The sequence below is a fragment of the Sphingomonas sp. PP-CE-3G-477 genome, from assembly GCF_003050745.1.
Classification (GTDB): Bacteria; Pseudomonadota; Alphaproteobacteria; order Sphingomonadales; family Sphingomonadaceae; genus Sphingomonas.
In genome coordinates this window covers 393,044-413,686 of record NZ_QAOF01000003.1, presented here as the reverse complement: position 1 = coordinate 413,686, position 20,643 = coordinate 393,044, and the positions used below count along the sequence as shown (strand labels likewise).

The 20,643-nt window shown below is 65.0% G+C and carries 19 protein-coding genes; 10 read left to right on the top strand and 9 right to left on the bottom strand.

Annotated elements, in window-relative coordinates:
* Positions 1-69: 69 nt before the first annotated feature.
* The 4 genes from purL (at position 70) to bfr (ending at position 5,360) form a co-directional block, all read left to right on the top strand.
* Entirely contained in the window at positions 70-2,298 is a 2,229-nt protein-coding gene (gene purL / locus C8J45_RS09370; RefSeq protein WP_107962950.1) for a phosphoribosylformylglycinamidine synthase subunit PurL, read from the top strand.
* 940 nt (positions 2,299-3,238) lie between these two features.
* Entirely contained in the window at positions 3,239-4,495 is a 1,257-nt protein-coding gene (locus C8J45_RS09365; protein WP_107962949.1) for a DUF418 domain-containing protein, read from the top strand.
* A gap of 75 nt (positions 4,496-4,570) precedes the next feature.
* Positions 4,571-4,741: a bacterioferritin-associated ferredoxin gene (locus C8J45_RS19590; RefSeq protein WP_082441433.1), complete on the top strand. Its 171-nt coding sequence runs from the start codon at positions 4,571-4,573 to the stop codon at positions 4,739-4,741.
* Between the two features lie 103 nt (positions 4,742-4,844).
* Positions 4,845-5,360 carry a bacterioferritin gene (gene bfr, locus C8J45_RS09355; protein WP_093399561.1) on the top strand — a complete coding sequence of 172 codons (516 nt, stop codon included), beginning with the start codon at positions 4,845-4,847 and terminating at the stop codon, positions 5,358-5,360.
* Positions 5,361-5,445: 85 nt separating this feature from the next.
* Here the strand turns inward: bfr and C8J45_RS09350 are convergent, their stop codons facing one another.
* The 6 genes from C8J45_RS09350 to panB form a co-directional block, all read right to left on the bottom strand.
* Entirely contained in the window at positions 5,446-5,886 is a 441-nt protein-coding gene (locus C8J45_RS09350; protein ID WP_107962948.1) for an Hpt domain-containing protein, read from the bottom strand.
* Positions 5,887-5,968: 82 nt separating this feature from the next.
* Positions 5,969-6,187 (bottom strand): sulfurtransferase TusA family protein, encoded by a 219-nt coding sequence (locus tag C8J45_RS09345; RefSeq protein ID WP_107962947.1) that lies wholly within the window; start codon positions 6,185-6,187, stop codon positions 5,969-5,971.
* Positions 6,188-6,194: 7 nt separating this feature from the next.
* Entirely contained in the window at positions 6,195-7,586 is a 1,392-nt protein-coding gene (gene der / locus C8J45_RS09340; protein WP_107962946.1) for a ribosome biogenesis GTPase Der, read from the bottom strand.
* Between the two features lie 193 nt (positions 7,587-7,779).
* Positions 7,780-9,102 carry a PQQ-binding-like beta-propeller repeat protein gene (locus tag C8J45_RS09335; protein WP_107962945.1) on the bottom strand — a complete coding sequence of 441 codons (1,323 nt, stop codon included), beginning with the start codon at positions 9,100-9,102 and terminating at the stop codon, positions 7,780-7,782.
* Complete coding sequence (locus C8J45_RS09330; RefSeq protein ID WP_107962944.1) at positions 9,099-9,839, bottom strand: tetratricopeptide repeat protein; 741 nt, start codon at positions 9,837-9,839, stop codon at positions 9,099-9,101. Before C8J45_RS09330 ends, C8J45_RS09335 begins: the two co-directional genes overlap by 4 nt.
* A 72-nt stretch (positions 9,840-9,911) precedes the next feature.
* Positions 9,912-10,772, bottom strand: coding sequence for a 3-methyl-2-oxobutanoate hydroxymethyltransferase (gene panB, locus C8J45_RS09325; RefSeq protein WP_107962943.1), 861 nt, complete (start codon positions 10,770-10,772; stop codon positions 9,912-9,914).
* Between the two features lie 83 nt (positions 10,773-10,855).
* Here panB and C8J45_RS19220 point away from each other — a divergent pair, with 83 nt between their 5' ends.
* Positions 10,856-11,113: a hypothetical protein gene (locus C8J45_RS19220; protein WP_181321172.1), complete on the top strand. Its 258-nt coding sequence runs from the start codon at positions 10,856-10,858 to the stop codon at positions 11,111-11,113.
* Positions 11,114-11,520: 407 nt separating this feature from the next.
* Here C8J45_RS19220 and C8J45_RS09315 read toward each other — a convergent pair whose 3' ends face one another.
* From C8J45_RS09315 to secG, 3 genes are all read right to left on the bottom strand, one after another.
* Positions 11,521-13,998, bottom strand: coding sequence for a TonB-dependent receptor (locus C8J45_RS09315; protein WP_107962942.1), 2,478 nt, complete (start codon positions 13,996-13,998; stop codon positions 11,521-11,523).
* A 298-nt stretch (positions 13,999-14,296) separates the two neighbouring features.
* The gene (locus tag C8J45_RS09310; RefSeq protein ID WP_107962941.1) at positions 14,297-15,931 is read right to left on the bottom strand and encodes a CTP synthase; all 1,635 of its coding nucleotides are present in this window, start codon (positions 15,929-15,931) and stop codon (positions 14,297-14,299) included.
* 85 nt (positions 15,932-16,016) lie between these two features.
* The gene (gene secG / locus C8J45_RS09305; protein ID WP_107962940.1) at positions 16,017-16,412 is read right to left on the bottom strand and encodes a preprotein translocase subunit SecG; all 396 of its coding nucleotides are present in this window, start codon (positions 16,410-16,412) and stop codon (positions 16,017-16,019) included.
* Between the two features lie 246 nt (positions 16,413-16,658).
* Here secG and C8J45_RS09300 point away from each other — a divergent pair, with 246 nt between their 5' ends.
* From C8J45_RS09300 to pgl, 5 genes are all read left to right on the top strand, one after another.
* The gene (locus tag C8J45_RS09300) at positions 16,659-16,991 is read left to right on the top strand and encodes a MarR family transcriptional regulator (protein WP_056050858.1); all 333 of its coding nucleotides are present in this window, start codon (positions 16,659-16,661) and stop codon (positions 16,989-16,991) included.
* A 142-nt stretch (positions 16,992-17,133) separates the two neighbouring features.
* Positions 17,134-17,337 (top strand): hypothetical protein, encoded by a 204-nt coding sequence (locus C8J45_RS09295; protein ID WP_258191377.1) that lies wholly within the window; start codon positions 17,134-17,136, stop codon positions 17,335-17,337.
* Positions 17,334-18,257: an N-acetyl-gamma-glutamyl-phosphate reductase gene (argC, locus tag C8J45_RS09290; protein ID WP_107962939.1), complete on the top strand. Its 924-nt coding sequence runs from the start codon at positions 17,334-17,336 to the stop codon at positions 18,255-18,257. The genes C8J45_RS09295 and argC overlap by 4 nt, the downstream gene beginning before the upstream one ends.
* Before the next feature lie 45 nt (positions 18,258-18,302).
* Complete coding sequence (zwf, locus tag C8J45_RS09285; RefSeq protein ID WP_107962938.1) at positions 18,303-19,766, top strand: glucose-6-phosphate dehydrogenase; 1,464 nt, start codon at positions 18,303-18,305, stop codon at positions 19,764-19,766.
* Positions 19,767-19,937: 171 nt separating this feature from the next.
* A complete protein-coding gene (gene pgl / locus C8J45_RS09280) occupies positions 19,938-20,642 on the top strand; it encodes a 6-phosphogluconolactonase (protein ID WP_107962937.1) in 705 nt (234 codons plus the stop codon).
* Position 20,643 lies beyond the last annotated feature (1 nt).

The following is a 20,643-nucleotide window of genomic DNA, read 5'->3' as shown; positions in this document are numbered from 1 at the left end:
CGGTCCCAAACCACATTGTCGTGGTTCGCACAGGTGACGGACGCCCCCCACCCCGCTAAAGCCCGCCCCATGACCGAGATCACACCGCAGATCGTCGCCGACCACGGCCTGTCCCCTGAAGAATATGAGCGCGTCCTGCGCGCCATCGGCCGCGAGCCGAACATGGTCGAGCTCGGCATCTTCTCGGTCATGTGGTCCGAGCATTGCAGCTACAAATCCAGCAAGATCCACCTGATGAAGCTCCCCACCAAGGGCCCCCGCGTCATCTGCGGCCCGGGCGAGAATGCCGGCGTCGTCGATATCGGCGACAACCAGGCGGCGATCTTCAAGATGGAGAGTCACAACCACCCGTCCTACATCGAGCCGTACCAGGGTGCGGCGACCGGCGTCGGCGGCATCCTGCGCGACGTCTTCACGATGGGCGCGCGGCCGATCGCCAACCTCAACGCGCTCCGCTTCGGCCGCCCCGATCATCCCAAGATGCGCCATCTGATCTCGGGCGTCGTCCACGGCATCGGCGGCTACGGCAATTGCGTCGGCGTGCCGACCGTCGGCGGCGAAGTGAACTTCCACTCGGCGTATGACGGCAACATCCTGGTCAACGCGATGACCGTCGGGATCGCCGACCAGGACAAAATCTTCTACTCGGCCGCCAGCGGCATCGGCAATCCGATCGTCTATGTCGGCAGCAAGACCGGCCGCGACGGCATCCACGGCGCGACGATGGCCTCGGCCGATTTCGGCGAGGATTCGGACGCCAAGCGCCCGACCGTCCAGGTCGGCGATCCGTTCACCGAGAAGCTGCTGATCGAGGCCTGCCTCGAACTCATGGCGACCGACGTCATCGTTGCGATCCAGGACATGGGCGCCGCGGGCCTGACGTCTTCGGCCGTGGAAATGGCGTCGAAGGGCGGCGTCGGCATCGAGCTGACGATGGACGACGTGCCGCAGCGCGAGACCGGCATGACGCCGTACGAGATGATGCTCTCGGAATCGCAGGAGCGCATGCTGATGGTCCTGAAGCCCGGCCGCGAAGCCGAGGCCGAGGCGATCTTCAAGAAGTGGGAACTCGATTTCGCGGTGATCGGCCGCGTCACCGACACCGGCCGGATGGTGCTGAATTTCAAGGGCGAGACCGTCTGCGACATCCCGCTCGGGCCGCTCGCCGACGAAGCGCCGCTCTACGATCGCCCGCACGTCCCGACGCCAAAGCCCGCACCGCTCGCAAACGCGCCACACAGCAGCGACATCGCCGCCGACCTGCTTACGTTGATGGGCTCCCCCGACATCGCCTCGCGCCGCTGGATCTGGGAGCAGTACGACCACATGGTCGGCGCCGACACGGTGCAGCGCCCCGGTGGCGACGCCGCGGTCGTCCGCGTCCACGGCACGCAGAAGGCGCTGGCGATGACCACCGACTGCACCCCGCGTTACTGTTTCGCCGACCCGGTCGAGGGCGGCAAGCAGGCGGTCGCCGAAGCGTGGCGCAACCTGACCGCAGTCGGCGCACTGCCCTTGGCCGTGACCAACTGCCTTAACTTCGCCAACCCGCAGCGCCCCGAGATCATGGGGCAAATCGTAGGCTGCCTCGAAGGCATGAGCGACGCCTGCATCGCGCTCGACTTCCCGATCGTCTCGGGCAACGTCTCGCTCTACAATGAATCGAAGGCGACCGGCGGTGGCTCGGCGATCCTGCCGACGCCGGCGATCGGCGCGATCGGGTTGCTGGCGGATTGGCAGAAGAATGCGACGATCGCGTTCAAGGGCTCGGGCGACATCATCCTCGCGGTCGGCACGCGCGGCGGCCATCTCGGCCAGTCGCTCTGGCTACGCGAATGCCACGGCCGCGAACAGCTCGACGCCGGCCCGCCGCCACCGGTCGATCTCGCCGCCGAACGCCGCGTCGGCGACCTGATCCGCGAAGCGATCGCGCTGGGCCAGCTGACCGCGGTACATGACGTCTCCGACGGCGGCATCGCCGTGACGCTCGCCGAGATGGCGCTCGCCGGCGGGATCGGCGCGATGATCGACCGGAAGCAGCCGTTCGACTGCGCGCGCTCGTTCTTCGCCGAGGACCAGGGGCTCTATATCGTGACGGTCGACGACCATTCGCTGCTCGACTTCCTCGGCGCCGCGCATGCCGCCGACGTCGAGGCCGAACCCTTGGGTCGCACCGGCGGCAAGCGCCTGATCTTCGAACGCCCCGACCGCGACGACGTCATCGCGCTCGACACACTGCGGACCGCGCACGAGGGGTTCTTCCCGAAGCTGATGGGGGTTGACGCCGCGCTGGCGTGATGGATTCGGTAGCGAGTAATTCGAAGCGCTCCGTCCTGAAAGAAACCACCCCGGCGAAGGCCGGGGCCCAATTGGGATAGCCGCAGTAACGAAGCGATGCCCGCAGCCATGATCGTCCCCCAATTGGGCCCCGGCCTCCGCCGGGGTGGTCGCCCTTCTGGGTGAGGCAAGAATACGAACCATGTTTCCCCGCGAAGGCGGGGACCCAGTCTGGGCTCCCGCCTTCGCGGGAGAACAAGGAGCGGAGAGTTGTCGTGCGATCAAGCTCAAGTAGGACACGGCGACCTCCCCCCTCTCCGTCATCCCAGCGAAAGCTGAGATCTCCCGCACCGGGCCGCAGCGCTCGCCAACAGAGATACCCCAGCGTTCGCTGGGGTGACGGGGGCGGATCGGCTTCGGGTGCGACAGCCGAGAAGGACAACAGGCGAGGTACGGCAGAGTATTGCGCAGGGATGGCAGGTCAAACAGATGACCTGCCGGCTGGCCCACACACCAAGCCGCAAGGCATCTGACGCCTAGATGCCCCTCAAAGTGGCCTGTCCTACATCACCTCGATATGCCAGCGTCGAACCATGACCGAAGCATTCCAAGCCTACAGCGCTATCAAGACGCGTCGACCGGATCCGAGCGTAGATCGAGCGCCACCTGTGTCGGCCAGCCTCCGCCGAGGCCGCCACTACCGCAGCAGCGCCGAGCTCAATCATGCCGTCTTCCAGCATGTACGACGGTCTCACCGAAATGCTGCGCGAGCGTCTGCACTTCCTATACTTCACTTTTCCCGCAAGCCCTCTGCCCCCGCCAGAACCGCCACGCTCGACCTCGTCCGCGGCGTCGCCGTCAGCAGCATGCTCGCCGTCGAATTCGACTCATTCCAAGCGATGCGACGCTCCCACGAAACGCCGCGCGAGCGACTGCACTTCCTATACTTCGCTCTCCCCGCATGACCCCCGCCCCCACCAGAATCGCGACGCTCGACCTCATCCGGGGCGTTGCCGTCATGGGCATCCTCGCCTCAAACATCGCTGCGTTCGGCTTCCCCGAATTCGCCTACATGACCCCCGCCTCGATGGGCTGGCCAAGCACGCCCAACCTCATCGCCTGGACCACCACCTTCATCGTCATCGACGGCAAGATGCGCGGGTTGTTCTCGTTCCTGTTCGGCGCGTCGATGCTGCTGGTGCTCGACCGCGCGGAGGCGAGCGGTGATGACCCCGCGACCGTCCACCTGCGCCGCATGGCGTGGCTGTTCGTGTTCGGCGTCGCGCATCTGTACCTGCTGTGGTGGGGCGACATCCTCGCGCACTACGCGCTGGTCGGCGCGATCGCGTACATGTTCGCGCGGTTGCCGGTGCGCTGGCTGATCGGCGTCGGGCTCGCCTGCATCGCGTTCCAGACGGTCGAGCTGACGACGCTCGTCGCCTACACGTTCGACCTCCACGGCGCCGCGCACCGGCCCGACGCAACGGCGCGCGTAATCACGAACTGGCAGCTGTTGGCGGATCAATTCGGCCAGCCCTCCCCCGCCTCCGTCACCCGCGAACTCGCCATCGGACGTGGCGGATGGCGCGATCTGGTCGCGTGGCGTTGGACGCACGCAGCTGGATCGATCACGTCCCTCACCGCCACTGGTCCGGAGACGCTAGGCTTCATGCTGTTCGGCATGGCGGGGCTGCGATCGGGGTTCCTGACGGGGGAATGGTCGCGGCGACGCTACACCGTGATTGCGGTCGTTGGGATCGGGGTCGGCTGGATCGGCTATGCGGCCATCGCGGCGTTCGACATCGGCCATGGGTTCGACGCGCGCTATGTCGCGCTGTCGTGGCTCGCGCTCGCAACCCCGCTTCGGCCACTCACGATCATGGGCTACGCCGCAGCGATCATTCTGCTCGCACGGCCCTGCGGCTGGCTGACGACTCGCGTCGCGGCAGCAGGCCGAATGGCATTCTCCAACTATCTCGGCACGACAATCCTCTGCACCACCCTGTTCTACGGGTACGGCTTCGGGCTGTACGGCGCACTGTCGCGAGCCCAGCTCTATCTCGTGGTCGTGCCGATCTGCCTGCTGATGCTCCTATGGTCGAAACCGTGGCTCGATCGCTTCCGCTATGGTCCGCTCGAATGGCTGTGGCGCAGCCTGTCGCGATTCGCGTGGCAGCCGATTCGCGGTTCGGCGTTCACGACGAACCGATCGAACTAGTTGCGAATAAGACGCAAAACAGCTTGCGAGTGGTTCGCATTATCCGTATCCCGTGCTTACAGCTAGGGAGGTCCCATGGTCGTCTGCGTTTGCAATGCCATACGAGAATCCGACGTTCGCAACTGCGCACGCGGCGGTTGCACGACACCGTGCCAGGCCTTCCGTTCGATGGGCCGAAAACCCAAATGCGGGCAGTGCACATCGATAGCGCGAGCGATTATCGACGAGGAACGCGCCGCTGCATAAGCGTCGCAACAGCTAAAAAAGCCCGGAAAACCGCCATTTTTGGGGGTTGCGCTAATCTGTGTCAGGCCGCTACATGACCGTCAGAGGTGACGGAGATATGGCCATGCGCGGCGACCCCCAAGTAATCGAATTCCTGAACGAGGCGCTCAAGAATGAGCTGACCGCGGTCAACCAATATTGGCTCCATTACCGGATGCTCGAGCATTGGGGCGTCTACAAGCTCGCCCAGTACGAGCGGATGGAATCGATCGACGAGATGAAGCACGCCGACTGGCTGTCGGAGCGCATCCTTTTCCTCGACGGCCTGCCGAACTTCCAGCTGCTCGGCCGCCTCCGCATCGGCGAGACCGTCGAGGAGGTCTTGAAGTCGGATCTGGCGCTCGAAGTCGAGGCCACCGTCCAGCTCAAGGGCGCGATCGCGTATTGCGAAGAGGTCAAGGATTACATCAGCCGCGACCTGTTCGCCCGCATCCTCGCCAGCGAGGAAGAGCATGTCGACACGCTCGAGCGCCAGTTCGAGATGATCGCGCGGATGGGTATCCACAACTACATCCAGCTCAACTCGATCTCGGAGCATGACTCGCCCAAGGCTGGCGCGGCTCCGTATCTGAAGGGCTGACCTATCCCCCTGTCATCTAGCTGAAAGGCGGGGTGACAGGGAAATCAGCGTTATTCGCTATTTTTCCGCCGGTCCGGCGACGGTTTTATTCCTCGCCGAACCCGGTGGGGACGGCGCGGCGACCAAACCCGCCCCCCGCGACGGGCTTGCGCGCCACGATCGGATTGGCTTCACGCTCGAGCAGCGTCAGCGTCTCGACGAACAGCGGCCGCAACCGTACGATATGCTCCAGTGCCTCGTCCGGGGTATCCTGCATCTCGACACAGTCGCGCGCGATGACCTCGATGGCCTCGGCCAGATCGGCGAGCGGCTCCGCCCCGAACTGCCGTGCTTCACCCTTCAGCGTATGCGCCGGGATAACCATCGCCGCCGCATTGAGCGCGCGCATCGCCGCCTCGATCGCAGCAACCGACTTCACGCCGTCCTCGCGAAAATATCCGAGGATGCGGCCGAACCCTGCGCCCAGTTCGCTACGCGCCTGCAGGAACGCGGGCCAATTGATCAGGGTGCTTCCCTCGAACGACACAGTCGCCTTCTCCCGTTCGGCAACCGCGCCATGAAGGTCAGGGCTGCATTTATACAGCTAGAGTAAATACAACGTTGCGGTTCTACCGGCGGGTAATCCGGAAGGCAGGGTAAATCGCATCCAAAACGATCTCTATTTCCGCATCGGCCTCGGTCGCGACCACGGTCAATTCCGCCTGCGCACGCGGATCGTCGGCGAATACCTCGATCGTCGTGGCACCGTCGCGCAAGGCCCGCGCGAGCCGCACCGCGGGCCAGGGACAGCGCATGCCCCTGGCATCGATGCGGACCACGCTTGGCATCACCGCCTTAGTTGCCGCCGCCGCCGCCCCTGCCGTTGTCGTCATACGGATTCTTCGGTGCGCGGAACATCAGGCGCACCGGGACCGCGCCGAAGCCCAGGTCCTTTCGCATCGAATTGACCAGATAGCGCTCGTAGCTCGCCGGTAACTGATCGACGCGCGTGCCGAAGATGACGAAGCTGGGCGGACGCGTCTTGACCTGCGTGACGTAGCGCATCTTGATGCGCTTGCCGCCGGGCGCTGGCGGCGGGGTCGCCTCGATCGCACGCTCGAACCAGCGGTTGAGTTCGCCGGTGCCGACGCGCTTCGACCAGGCATCGCGCGTGTCGAAACACGCTTGCAGCAACTGGTCGATGCCCTTGCCGGTCGCGCCCGACACGGTCATCACGGTGACGCCCTTGACCTGACTCAGGCCGTCTTCAAGCGCCCGCTTGACGCCGTTGAACAGCGACGACGCACTCTCGGCGATGTCCCATTTGTTGAGCGCGATGACGAGCGCGCGGCCCTCCTGCAGCACCTTGTCGGCGATGCGGAGATCCTGCGCTTCCAATCCCAGCGTCGCGTCAAGCAGCAGCACGACGACCTCGGCGAAGTCGACCGCATGGAGCGCGTCCTCGACGGACATCTTCTCGAGCTTGTCCTGCACCTTGGCACGCTTGCGCATGCCTGCCGTGTCGATCAGGCGGACTTTGCGCGCTTCGCCGCCGGTCGGGTGCCAGTCGTAATCGACGCTGATCGAATCGCGGGTGATGCCGGCTTCGGGGCCGGTGATCATGCGGTCTTCGCCAAGGATGCGGTTGACGAGCGTCGACTTGCCGGCGTTCGGGCGGCCGACGATCGCGAGCTTCAGCGGCCCTTCATATTCGTTGTCCGGCTGTTCCTCGGGCGGCTCTTCCTTGCCTTCGAGCAGTGGGAGCAGGCCTTCGAACAGGTCGCCCAGGCCTTCGCCGTGCTCGGCCGACAGCTGGACCGGATCGCCGAACCCGAGCGCCAAGGATTCGAGGATGCCGTCTTCGCCCGCACGGCCCTCGGCCTTGTTGGCGACGAGGATGACGGGGACGTCGGCGGTGCGGAGCCAGCGCGCGATCTCTTCGTCGAGTGGCACGATGCCGGCGCGCGCGTCGAAAAGGAACAACGCGACGTCGGCTTGTTCGACCGCGGCTTCGGTCTGCTGGCGCATGCGGCCGGGCAACGTCTGCGCGTCGTGGTCTTCGTAACCGGCGGTGTCGATGATGCGGAATTCGAGCCCGATCAACGATGCGTCGCCTTCACGGCGATCGCGCGTGACGCCGGGCCGGTCGTCGACCAGCGCGAGCTTCTTGCCGACGAGGCGGTTGAAAAGAGTCGACTTGCCGACATTTGGGCGGCCGACGATCGCGACCACGGGGAGTTTGGACATGAGGGGGCCTTAGCGCGTGTCGCGCCAAAGGTCACCTAGTCCCTCGCCCCTTCGGGGAGAGGGAGGGAGGAGCCTTGGGCGACGGAAGGGTGATGGGCAGTTGGCGCGAGCGATCCGAGCCTCACTCCCCCTCACCCTTCCCACCGCAAGCGGCGGGTCCCTTCCCTATCCCCGATGGGGAGAGGGTATTGGATCACCGGTACGCGGTGACCTTGCCCTTCTGGTCGAGCGTGTAGAGCGTCGAGTTCGCCACGATCGGCGGCAGCGAGAACGGCGCCTTGGTCTCGATGGTCGAACTCACCGTACCGTCCGTCGGCGAGACGAAATTGATCTCGCCGCGCGAGTTCGTCAGGACGAGACGGTTGCCGGCCAGGATCGGGCCGAACCACGTAATCGCGTTGCTGCGCTTCTTCTCGTTCTGGAAGCGCGGCAGCTGAGCGATCCAGCGGGCCTTGCCATTCGAACGCGACAAGCAGACGAGCTTGGCATCGTCGGTCACCACGAACAGCCACTCGCCCGCGATCCACGGCGTCGAGATGCCCGCGAAGTTCTGCTCCCACAGCCGCTGACCGGTCGACAATTCGAGCGCGACCATGCGACCACCCTGCCCGACCGCATAAACGCGACCGCCGTCGATGACCGGAGCCGCATCGATATCCGATAGGCTCGACACAGACGTGGTGACCGAGGTGCGCGAGAGCGCGTCCTGCCACAGGATACGACCGTTCTCGTAACGATACGCGCTGAGTTCGCCGCTCGAGAAGCCCGCGACCACGGTGCCCTGGCTCACGGCGGGGGCCGCGACGCCGAACACGCCCTGCGTTTCGAGCGTACCCGACTGGACCCACTGCACCTTGCCGTCGGCCTGGTTGAGCGAAAAGACCTGGTTGTCCTGCGTCAGGACATAGACAGCGCCGTTGGCCACAGTCGGCGAACCGCGGAGCGGTGCACCCGGCTTGGCGCGCCACAGGATCGCGCCGTCGGCGGCGTTCATCGCGACGACATCGCCGACGCCATCGGTGGCGTAGAGCTTGCCGTCGTCATAGCTGACGCCGCCGCCAAACCGCGCAGCCTTGTTAAGCTTGCCCTCGGTGATACCCGCGGTCCACAACGGTGCGCCGGTGTCGGCGGTGAATGCGTGGATCGTCGCGGTGACGTCGGTCACGAACAGCTTGTTGTCGGCGACGACCGGCGCGGCGCCGAGCCGCTCGCGGTTCGACCCACCGTTGATCGAAGCCTGCCACGCGCGCTTTGGCTGTTCGCCAAGCGCGAGCTGGCCCATCGACTTGGCGGGGTTGCCGCCGGGTTGGGCCCAGGCGTCGTTGACCGCGGGGGCCGGCAGCAGGACCTGGACGTCGGCGATCGTCTTGTCCGTCTCGACCTCGTTTTCGGAAACGAGGATCGACACACGGTCACCGACGGTGGGCGTCTTCTTCACACTGCCCTTGAAGATCCCGCAACCGCTCAGCGCCATGAGCGCGGCAACGGCCACCGTCACCCGATATGTCTTCATCATTGCGCCTTGGTATCCTCGTTTGATGCAGCCGGAGTGATCACCCTGGCAGTAGCGCCCGTGCTGGCAACAGCGTCCACACCCAGTACGCCGGCCATCTGAACCGCGCGTTGACGGATCGTCTCGGGCACGCCGGTATCGCGCGCAATCTGGCCGAACAGCGTTCCCGCCTGCTGGCGCTGGTTCATGCGGAGATAGGAGATCGCGACCATCTCGCCCGCGCTACCGAGCCACGGACCACCGGGCACTGCCAGCGGACGAAGCCGCTCGACGACGACTTGCGGCTTCAGCGTATCGAACTCGGCCGACGTCTGGCGAACCAGCGCGAGATCACGGAACGGCTTTGCCAGCGACGTATCCGCCGCAATGGCGCCGAGCTTGGCCGCGGCGCCCTTGAGGTCGTCCTTCTGGAGAAGGACGTCGGCCTGCGTGAACAGCGCGAGCGCGCGGTAGCCGTCGCGGTTCGACTTGGCGAGTTCGGCGAGCGGCTTTGCAGCGGCTGCGGCGTTATTCGCGCCGAGCGAGTCGTAGGCGGCCTGGAGCTGCTCGCCCTCGACACCTGCGGCCTCGCCATTGTGATGTTGCCAGTAGAGGAAACCGGCGAGTGCGGCGAGTGCCGCGACGATGGCGCCCCCGACCCAGATGCCCCAGTTCGTCCAGAACCCGGCGAGCTGATCGCGTCGCAGTTCTTCGTCGACCTCACGCAGGAATGCTTGATCGGTTTTCGGCGGGAGGGCCAAGGAATGCTCCGGGAATAGTGAGGGGGTGGGCGGCGCGGACCTTAGCCGCGCCGGAACCGAAACGGAAGCGGATCAATCCTTGGGCGCGTAGACCTGCTCCGCGCCGGGAAACGCGCGCGATCGGACGTCGTCCGCATAGGTCTGCGTCGCGGAGGCAATCGTGTCGGCGATGTCGGCGAACCGCTTCACGAACTTCGCGGTCCGGTCGAACATCCCTAGCATGTCCTCGGTCACCAGCACCTGTCCGTCGCACTGCGCCGATGCACCGATGCCGATTGTCGGGCAGGCGATCGAGTTGGTGATCTCGATCGCGATTGGCTCGATCACGCCTTCGATCACCAGTGAGAACGCGCCAGCCTCAGCGATGCTCTGCGCGTCGGCGACGATCTTGGCCGCCTCCTCTGGCGTTCGACCGCGAGCGCCGTAGCCGCCGAGGACATTGACCGCCTGTGGAGTCAGGCCGACATGGCCCATCACCGGAATGCCGCGCTCTGTCAGGAACTTGACGGTCGACGCCATCGCGGTGCCGCCCTCGAGCTTCACCGCCGCTGCGCCGGTCTGCTTGAGCAGGAACGCCGCACTCTCGAACGCCTTTTCGGGCGAGGCTTCGTAGCTGCCGAACGGCATGTCGATCACGACGACGGCGTGATAGCTGCCCCGCACCACCGCGGCGCCGTGCGCTGCCATCATTTCCAGCGTGACGGGTACGGTCGATGGCAGGCCGTAGATCACCTGCCCGAGGCTGTCGCCGACCAGCAGCATGTCGCAGTGCGGATCGAGCAGTTGCGCCGCCCTCACGGTGTAGGCGGTGAGCATGACGAGCGGCGTCTTGCCCTTCTGGCGGCGGATCGCGGGGATCGTCAGGCGCTTGAGCGGCGCGGGCGTCGGGTTGGCGCGACTCGTCGCGGTGTCGAGGGTATAGGTCGTGGACATGCGCGTGTTCTAGCGCGCGACCCCCGGCTCGCCCAGTCTTCGCAGCCTTGCCCGGTTCAAACCGCCCAGCCCTTGTGCCGGGCATGGCCGACGAGCCACAGCGTGAATACAGCGATCGGACGATGACCAAGGGGAAACCGAGCGTCTCGCTGGCACCCTTGCGCGCGACGATGTCGGTCGACGCGAGCAGCCAGCCGAACTGCACGATCGTGGCACCCAGCGATGCGATCAGGAACGGACGGGCGCTGGCACGGCGCATGAACAGCAGCACAGCGCCAACCAGCCCGGCCAGTACCGCGACGGCGAACAGCGGATCGTACCAGCTGGGCAATGCCGCGTAGAGCGCCCGGTCATAGGCACTCGCCCTCCCCATGGCGTCGGCACCGAGCCGCACCTGTTGCAGGCACATGAAACAACCGATGAGCGCCCAGGCGACAAGGGCGCCCGTGGTCAGCCGGAACCACAAGGGCCCCTGTCGTACGAAGAACATGCCGCCACCCTTGTTGGTCGAGCCAGATTGGCCTGGGTCGATTGCTTTAGATCAACAGACTGCGCTTCGAGGGGGCTGCGTGCAAGGGGATGGCGCCGGACGCGCGTCGATACAGCTTAGGGCCGTCGATCGCTCCGAACCGGAGAGACATCGGGAGCTTCCGACTGCGATGTCTCTCCGGATCGTATTCCGTCGTATAGGACGTTAAACCTGAACGCCCCGTGACGACCAAGGAGGGTGACGCCCCGCAAGTAATGCTTAGAACGACCGCGAGACGGTCAGGCCATAGGTGCGCGGATCACCGGGCTGACCGACGACGAGGCCCGTGCTGCCCGACTGGAGCGCAAGCACCTCGTAATACTTCTCGTCGAACGCGTTGCGGAGCCAGCCGAACACGTTCCAGCTGTCCTTTGCCTTGAACCCGAGGCGGAAGTTGCTGAGCGCGTAGCCGTTGATATCGGTATAGGCCGAGCGCGACGGATTGGACGAGAAGGTCGACCGATAGCTGCCATCATAGCCGAGATAGACTTGGCCATCGAGCCCGCCGATCGTCGCCGGCAGGTCGTATTCCGCACCGTAGGAGAACGCCCATTTCGACACGCCGGGCAGGCGCTGGCCGGAGATATCGCAATTCTGCGGGCTGATCCCGCCGGCCGTACCGGCTGCGCTCGGCGTCTGGCCGGCGGTCGCGGTGGTGCCGCCGGACAGTTCGGGCGGGCACGGCGCATCGACGAACTTGACGTATTTCGCGTCGGTATACGCGCCGTTCGCGTAGAAACTGAACCGATCGGTGGGACGGAACGCCGAGTCGAATTCGAGACCGCGAGTCCGAACCTTGCCGGCATTGGCGAGATAGCCGCGCAACACGCCGAGCTGGCCGTTGGTGACGGTCGCCTGGTAATCGCTGATCTCGGTCCAGAAGCCGGCCAGATTCAGGGTGACCCGGCGGTTTAGGAACTGGGTCTTCAGCCCCAATTCGAAGTGGTTCACCTTTTCGGGCTTCACCGTGGCGGCCGACAGGATCGGATTGTTGCTGCCATCGAGTGGCAGGCCCGACAGGTTGATGCCGCCCGACTTGTAGCTGCGCGCATAGGTCGCATAGGCGTGGATGTCGGACGTCACGGTGTAGGCGGCCGTGATATCCCCCGACAGGTTCCAATTGTTGAAATCGGGCTGGTAACTCTGCGGCGCAAGCACCCCGCGCTGATCCGCGGTCAGCGCGGTGCCTGTGCCGTTGGTGACGACCGAGACATAGTCGCCCTTCTTCTTGTCGTAGTTCAAACGCAGGCCGGGCGAGATCTGGAACCGGTCGCTGACGTTCCAAGTCAACTTGCCGAACAGCGCCGCACTGGTGTTGGTGAAGCCGATCGTGTTGCGCGAGGTCAGCCCGTTCAACGCTGCCGGGTTGCAGGCTGCCGTCGTGGCGGTTGCGCAGCCGCTGGCACCAGGCGCTACGCTGGCGCCAGGATTGAGCAGGAAGCGGCTCGCCGCCGGTCCCTGCACCTGAAGGCCCTGCGTATCGATCGTCTGGTAGAAATAGAACGCGCCGAGCACATAATCTAGCGTGTGCTTGCCGTTCGACGCGATCCGCAGCTCCTGGCTATACTGGGTCTGCTGCGACGGATTGGCGGAGACGGTAGTGATCGGCAGGCCGATGAAATCGCGATCGTTCGACGGATCCCAGTTCCAGAACCGCCATGCGCTGACCGAGGTGATCGTCGACGCGCCCAAATCCAGATTGCCGAGCAGCGACACGCCGCCCAGTTCCTGCTTCGCGCGCAACGGCGTATCGACGTCGGTCACCCGGTCGAACGCGTTGGTCGACGGCACGACATAGCCCTGCGCGGCGGCGAGTGCGGCATATTGCCGGGTAAGCGGCCGCTGTGTCGCGCCGGTGCGCGCGTAATATTGCACGCAGCAATTCGGGTTCTGCTGGCCGTAGTCGCCCGACAAGGCGAGATCGAGCGTATCGGTCGGCTTCCAGTAGAGCTGACCGCGGATGCTCTTATTGTCCTGCGCGTTGAGATCCTTGCCGGTCGCGACGTTGTGGATCGTGCCGTCGCGCTCTGTAATTGCAGCCGACAGCCGGATCGCCAGCTTGTCGGGTATCAATGGGCCGGACACCGAGGCCTTGGCCTGGATGAACTGATAGTTGCCCGTGGTCAGTTCGATCCGTGCCTCGGGCGTGAAGCTGGGCTTGCGGGTCGTGATGTTGATCGCGCCGGCCGTGGTGTTCTTGCCGTAGAGCGTGCCCTGCGGTCCGCGGAGGACTTCGATCCGCTCGGTATCGGTGAAGTCGAACGTCGCCGAGGCGATCCGGCTGTAATAAACCTGGTCGACATAGATGCCGACGCCCTGCTCGATCCCATCGTTGGTCAGGCCGAACGGCGCGCCCAGCCCGCGGATGTTCGCGGCGGAGTTGCGCGGGTTGGTCGAATAGAATTGCAGCGTCGGCTGAAGTTGCGTCAGGCGGCTGACGTTGTACGCGCCGGTCTCGGCGAGCGCGGTGCCGCCGATTACCGACATCGCGATGGGGACGGTCTGGATCGTCTCGGCGCGGCGGCGTGCGGTAACGACGATATCGCCGCCTCCGCCCTGCTGCTGGTTGCCGAGGCGGCCACTGGCCTGTCCGCTCGCCTGGTCGTCAGCGGGCGCCTGCGGAACGGTCGACTGGTCGGACGGTGTTGAAACGGTGGCGACCTGACCGGCCAGCAGCAGCGCAAGCGTAAGCGACATGAATCTTTTCCCCTGAACCTTTGCGCGTAAAGTCTAGTAATTCGGGGGATGTTCAATGCGGGCTTGTCTTGGGGGGAAGAAAGCCGGGCTTCGCGGCGCTCGCGGTTCAGGTTTTGGCTGGACGATGCCAAGAGTGATCCTTCACCCCGGACTGGTTCCGGGGTCCACGGTTCCGCGAACTCACGGCTTTCGGTTGTGCGGGGTCGTGGACGCAGGAACGAGCCCGGCTCGGGCGAATTGCCAGCTACTCTGGCGCTCGATCTGATCCTCCCCCGCCAGGGGGAGGATTGCGAGGTAATTAGACCAAGCGACTCTGCTTGACCGCGGCTTCGATGAAGCTTGCGAACAGCGGATGCGGGTCGAACGGCTTCGACTTCAGTTCGGGGTGGAACTGGACGCCGACGAACCAGGGGTGGTCGGGGCGTTCGACGATCTCTGGCAGCGTGCCGTCCGGGGACATGCCAGAGAAGACGAGGCCGCCTTGTTCCAAGGCCTCCTTGTAGCCGGTGTTGACCTCGTAGCGATGACGATGACGCTCCGAAATCTCGGTCCCGCCGTAGATCGACGCCACGACGCTGTTGCCGTCGAGCTTCGCGTCATACGCGCCGAGCCGCATCGTGCCGCCCATGTCGCCTTCGGCCGCACGCGTTTCGAGCCCTTCGCGGCCCATCCATTCGGTGATCATGCCGACCACCGGTTCGTCGGTCGGGCCGAACTCGGTCGACGACGCATTGGGGATGCCGGCGAGATCGCGCGCGCCCTCGACGCAGGCCATCTGCATCCCGAAGCAGATCCCGAAATACGGAATTTTCCGCTCACGCGCGAATTTGACGGAGGCGATCTTGCCCTCCGCGCCACGCTCGCCGAACGCGCCGGGGACGAGGATCGCGTCGCACGGCTCGAGCTGGCCGGCGATGTCGCTCTCGGCGTTCTCGAACAGCTCCGCGTCGATCCAGCGGACGTTGACCTTCACGCGATTCGCGATGCCGCCGTGGACCAGCGCCTCGTTGAGCGACTTGTACGCGTCCTGAAGCCCGACATATTTGCCGACCACGCCGATCGTGACTTCGCCTTGCGGATTGGTCAGGCGGTCCATGATCTCGGTCCAGCGCGACAGATCGGGCGCGTCGGCGGGCTCGATCCCGAACGCGCGGAGCACTTCGATGTCGAGGCCTTCGCCGTGATACTGGAGCGGCACCGCGTAGATGCTCTTCGCGTCGAGCGCGGGAATGACCGCGCTGGCGGGAACGTTGCAGAACAGCGCGATCTTGGCGCGCTCCGACGGCGGCAGCGGATGTTCGCAGCGGCACACCAGCACGTCAGGCTGCACGCCGAGTGCGGCGAGTTCGCGGACCGAATGCTGAGTCGGCTTGGTCTTCAGCTCGCCGGCGGCGGCGATGTACGGCACCAAGGTCACGTGGATGCTGATCGCGTTGCCGCGACCTTCCTCGTTCTTGAGCTGGCGAATCGCCTCGATGAACGGGAGTGATTCGATATCGCCGACGGTGCCGCCGATCTCGCAGAGGACGAAGTCGATATCGTCGGTCTCGGCACGCGCGAACGCCTTGATCGCGTCGGTGACGTGCGGGATGACCTGCACGGTCGCGCCAAGGTAATCGCCGCGACGTTCACGCGTGATGATCTGCTGATAGATGCGACCGCTCGTCACATTGTCCGACTGGCGCGAGGGAACGCCGGTGAAGCGCTCGTAATGGCCGAGGTCGAGATCGGTCTCGGCGCCGTCGTCGGTGACGTAGACCTCGCCGTGCTGATACGGCGACATCGTGCCGGGATCGACGTTAAGATACGGATCGAACTTCCGAATCCTGACGGTGTACCCGCGTGCCTGAAGGAGAGCGGCAAGCGATGCCGCCATGAGACCTTTACCGAGCGACGAAACCACGCCCCCGGTGATGAAAATGTACCGAGCCATGGGAAGAGTCTCGTAGCGTGTGTTGGGGACGAACGACAAGAGCCCCGCGGATCACGCAGGGGCCTTTTATCGGCGAATGGAGTATTTAGTTGGCTAGCGGGACCACGCCGTTGTCGGCCGGCTTGGTCGTGCCGGCTGGTACACCGGCATTCTCGGCGCCACCGGCGAACGGTGCCGCGTCACCCTTCGGCTGCGCGGTCGGAACGGCCGTTGCCGCCGCCGGGGTGCGCGCTAGCGACGTATCGATCGTGGTCGTCCGGTGATTCGCCGCAAGGACTGCGAGCAGGATCGAGAACAGCACGAACATCGTCGCGAGAACGCCGGTCGCGCGGGTCAGGAAATCGGCCGCGCCGCGCGCCGACATCAGGCCCGACGGACTGCCGCCCATACCCAGACCGCCGCCTTCCGAGCGCTGCATAAGGATCACCGTGACGAGGGCGGCCGCGATGATCGCGTGGATGACGAGCAGAAAGGCGAACATTGCGCGGAAAACCCCGGAACTTTTGCGAAGGCGCGCACATAGGCGACGTCGCGGTTTCGATCAACCGGGCGATCGACCGCGGCGCTGGCTCCGCATATCGCAAACCAATCGCAAAGCTACGGAAACATGACGTCCGGGCGGCGTTGTGAACCCGTAATGACGCTCATCAGTGGGTATCGTGCATATAAATTCGGATGGCGGATCAACGCTGTGGCATCAATGGCAGCCAATACCTTATCGACCTGGATGACCGCTCTGGTGGACTATGTCCGCTCGGGCGAACCCGATCTGACCAATCGTCAGATGGCTCTTCTTCTGCTCGTTTATCTCAAACCGGGACCGCATACGGTGCGCGGCCTAGCCCGTGCGCTGAACGTATCGAAGCCGGTCGTCACGCGCGCCTTGAACAGACTGGGTGCCCTCGGCTATCTGCGCCGGCAACGCGACGATAGCGACAAGCGCAACATCTTCGTCGCGCGCACGACCGAAGGGGCAGATTTTCTTGAAGAGTTCGGGCAATTCATCGGCGACGGCCCCGCCCCTGCTGGTTCCAACGGGCGCGCAGCCGCTCACGCTTGAGCCATTCGACGACCAGGCCCGTACGAGCTTTTCGCTGACGGGCCGCTCCGTCGAACTCGACCCGCGTACCCACGCGGTTCGCCGCGATATCGCCGATATTCGCCTCGCCGAATACGTATTCGCTCCACACTATGCCGTGCCGATGATACGGCCCGTCGCGCGCACAGTTTTGTTGCGCAGCGGACGAGACGAAGCGAGCGATACGATGGTCGACCTCAACCCTGGCGACAGTTTCGAAGTGCTGGAGATTGCCGGCGTTTCCGCATGGGGCGTTGCGCGTCCAAGCGGGTTGGTCGGCTATGTCGAGGCCGCTGCGCTCGACCTTTCGACGACGGACGCGGCATGACTACGGTCTTCATCGATGGCGCAATCGGCACCACCGGGCTCGAAATCCGCGACCGGCTTGCCGGACGGACCGACATCACGCTGGCGTTGCTGGCCGAGGACCGGCGCAAGGATCCGGCGGCACGGCGCGAGGCGCTGAACGATGCCGATTTCGTCATCCTCTGTCTGCCGGACGAGGCGTCGCGCGAAGCAGTCACGCTGATCGACAATGCGCGCACGCGTGTGATCGACGCATCGAGCGCACACCGCGTCGCTGCCGGCTGGACCTACGGCTTCCCCGAGTTGCCGGGCCAGGCCGAGAAGGTCGCGACCGCGATGCGCGTTTCGAACCCCGGCTGCTATCCCACTGGTTTCCTCGCGCTCGTCGCGCCTCTCGTAGCTGCCGGTCTTATCCCCGCCGATCTCCCGCTGAGCGTCAATGCGACCTCTGGTTACTCGGGCGGTGGCAAGGCGATGATCGCGGCGTTCGAGAATGGCGAGCCGGCGACGGCCTTCCGCGCCTACGCGCTAGGCCTCGCGCACAAGCATATCGCCGAGATGACGCAGCACGCTGGCCTTACCCATGCGCCGATCTTCGCGCCCGCCGTGGCGAACACCTACCGCGGCATGGTCGTCGAAGTGCCGTTGCACCTCCACGCCCTGCCTGGCCGCCCCACGCTCGCGGCGATCGAAGACGTACTGCGCGCCGCATTCGATGGCTCGAAGCTCGTCTCGGTCGCGCCCGGCGATATCGGCTCGGTCGATATCGAGGAGAACGCAGGGACCGATCGGCTGACGCTGCGGGTCTGCGGCAACGACGCGGTCGGCCATGCGCGGCTGGTCGCGACGCTCGACAATCTCGGCAAGGGTGCCGGCGGTGCCGCGGTCCAGAACCTCAACATCATGGCCGGGGTCGATCCCGTAGCCGGCCTCGTTTTCTAGGACCGGCGTTCTTCGCCCGGCCCATCGGCAAATCCAGGAGCTTTCATGCACCGTAATCCCGTAGCCAAGCTGCTCCTGTTCGGCGCGACCGGCGATCTCGCACAGCGCATGCTGCTGCCGTCGCTCTATGGCCTGCACGCCGACGGGTTGCTGCCCGAGGAACTGACGATCACCGGCGCCGCGCGTCACGAGCATGACGACGAGGATTACCGCAAGTTCGCCAAGAAGGCGCTCGACGAGTTCCTGCCCGAGGACCGCAAGGACGAAAGCGCGATCGGGACGTTCCTCGACCGGATCTTCTATCAGCCGACCGACCTGTCGGATCCGGCGAGCTTCCAGCCGCTAGCGGACAAGATCGGCGATATCTCGGGCGGTCTGGCGATCTATCTGTCGACCGCTCCCTCGTTGTTCGAAGCCGCGATCGAGGGGCTGCACAAGGTTGGGCTTGCTGGCGAGACCGTGCGCGTCGGGCTGGAGAAGCCACTCGGCTACGACCTGGAGACGAGCCGCGAGATCAACGATGCGGTGGCGAAGGCTTTCCCCGAGGAGCGGACCTACCGGATCGATCATTATCTCGGCAAGGAAACTGTCCAGAACATCCTCGCGCTGCGCTTCGGCAACTCGTTCTTCGAGCCGGTGTGGAACGCGCAAGGCATCGACAACGTCCAGATCACGATCTCCGAGACAGTCGGGCTCGAAGAGCGCGCCGGCTATTACGAGACCGCGGGCGCGCTGCGCGACATGGTCGCGAACCACATGCTCCAGCTGCTCGCGCTGATCGCAATGGAGCCACCGGCGCGGTTCGAGGGCACCGACGTCCGCGACGAGAAGTCGAAGGTTTTCCGATCGTTGCGGCTGATCAAGCCCGAGGAAGTGCCGCACGTTACCGTCACCGGCCAGTACGGCGACGGCGCGGTAAAGGGGAAGATCGTCAAGAGCTACTCCGACGAACTGGGCAAGCCATCAACCACCGAGACGTTTGTCGCGATCAAGGCGCATGTCGACAACTGGCGCTGGCAGGGCGTGCCGTTCTACCTGCGCACCGGCAAGCGCATGGCGACGCGCCAGAGCGAGATCGCGATCCAGTTCAAGGCGGTGCCGCATTCGATGTTCGCGGGTCGTGGCGGGCTGTTGCAGCCCAACATGCTGATCATCCGCCTCCAGCCGGAGGAGTATGTCCAGCTGCTGGTGATGGCGAAGGAGCCGGGGCTCGATCGCGAGGGCGTCCGCCTGCGCGAAGTGCCGCTGAACCTGAGCCTGGATGCCGAGTTCGCGGGTTCGCGTCGGCGGATCGCGTATGAACGTCTGCTGCTCGACCTGATCGAGGGCGACCAGACCTTGTTCGTGCGCCGTGACGAGGTCGAGGCGCAATGGACCTGGATCGACGCGATCCGCGAGGGCTGGAAGGCCAACGCGATGAAGCCCAAGAGCTATGCCTCGGGTAGCTGGGGTCCATCCGCGGCGATCGCGCTGACCGAACGCGACGGCGTGACTTGGCAGGACGACTGAGTTTGGTTTCTTCCGTTCGTCCCGAGTAGCCTTCGAGCGAAGTCGAGAAGGCGTATCGAGGGATCGGCCCGTTTGTGGCATTGTACCTCGATACGGGATCTCGACTTCGCTCGATCCCTGCTCGGCACGAACGGCATTTTTGACAGCAATTTTCTGAGTGAGTTCAAGTTTATGACCGAAATCGAATGGTGGGAATATGACGATGCGGGTGAGCTCGCCAACGCGGTCGCGGGCGATATCCAGTTCGTCATCGAGAGCGCACTCGACGCGCGCGGCTCGGCGGTGATCGCGCTGGCGGGCGGCAAGACGCCGTTCGCCGCGTATGAGAAGCTCGCCCAGGCGAAGCTCGACTGGAAGAAGGTCACGATCATCCCCGGCGACGAGCGGATCGTGAAGCTTGGCGATCCGCTGTCCAACGTGACGGCGCTGGCGAAGATCTTCCTTCCCAAGGGCGCGCGCGTGAAGCCGATCGTTCCCGAGGCGATGCCGGACTACAAGGCTGCCGGGCGTTCTGCGGATGCGCTGATGCAGGACCTGCACTGGCCGCTCGACTTCTGCCTGCTCGGCATGGGCGGCGACGGGCATACCGCATCGATCTTCCCAGGCCCCGATTACGACGAGGCGCTGAGCGGTCCCAAGGAGCGCCGTGCGCTCGGCGTGATGCCCGATCCGTTGCCACCCGAGGCTCCGCTGGCGCGCGTGACGTTGTCGGCTGCGGCGATCGCTTCGTCGAAGGCGCTGATGATCATGATCACCGGCGACGCGAAGAAGAAGGTGCTCGAGCAGGCGATCGAACAGGGGCCGTCGTCGTCCTACCCGATCGGCCGCGTGCTGGCCGAGGTCGAGCTGCCGGTCGACGTGCACTGGGCGCCGTGAC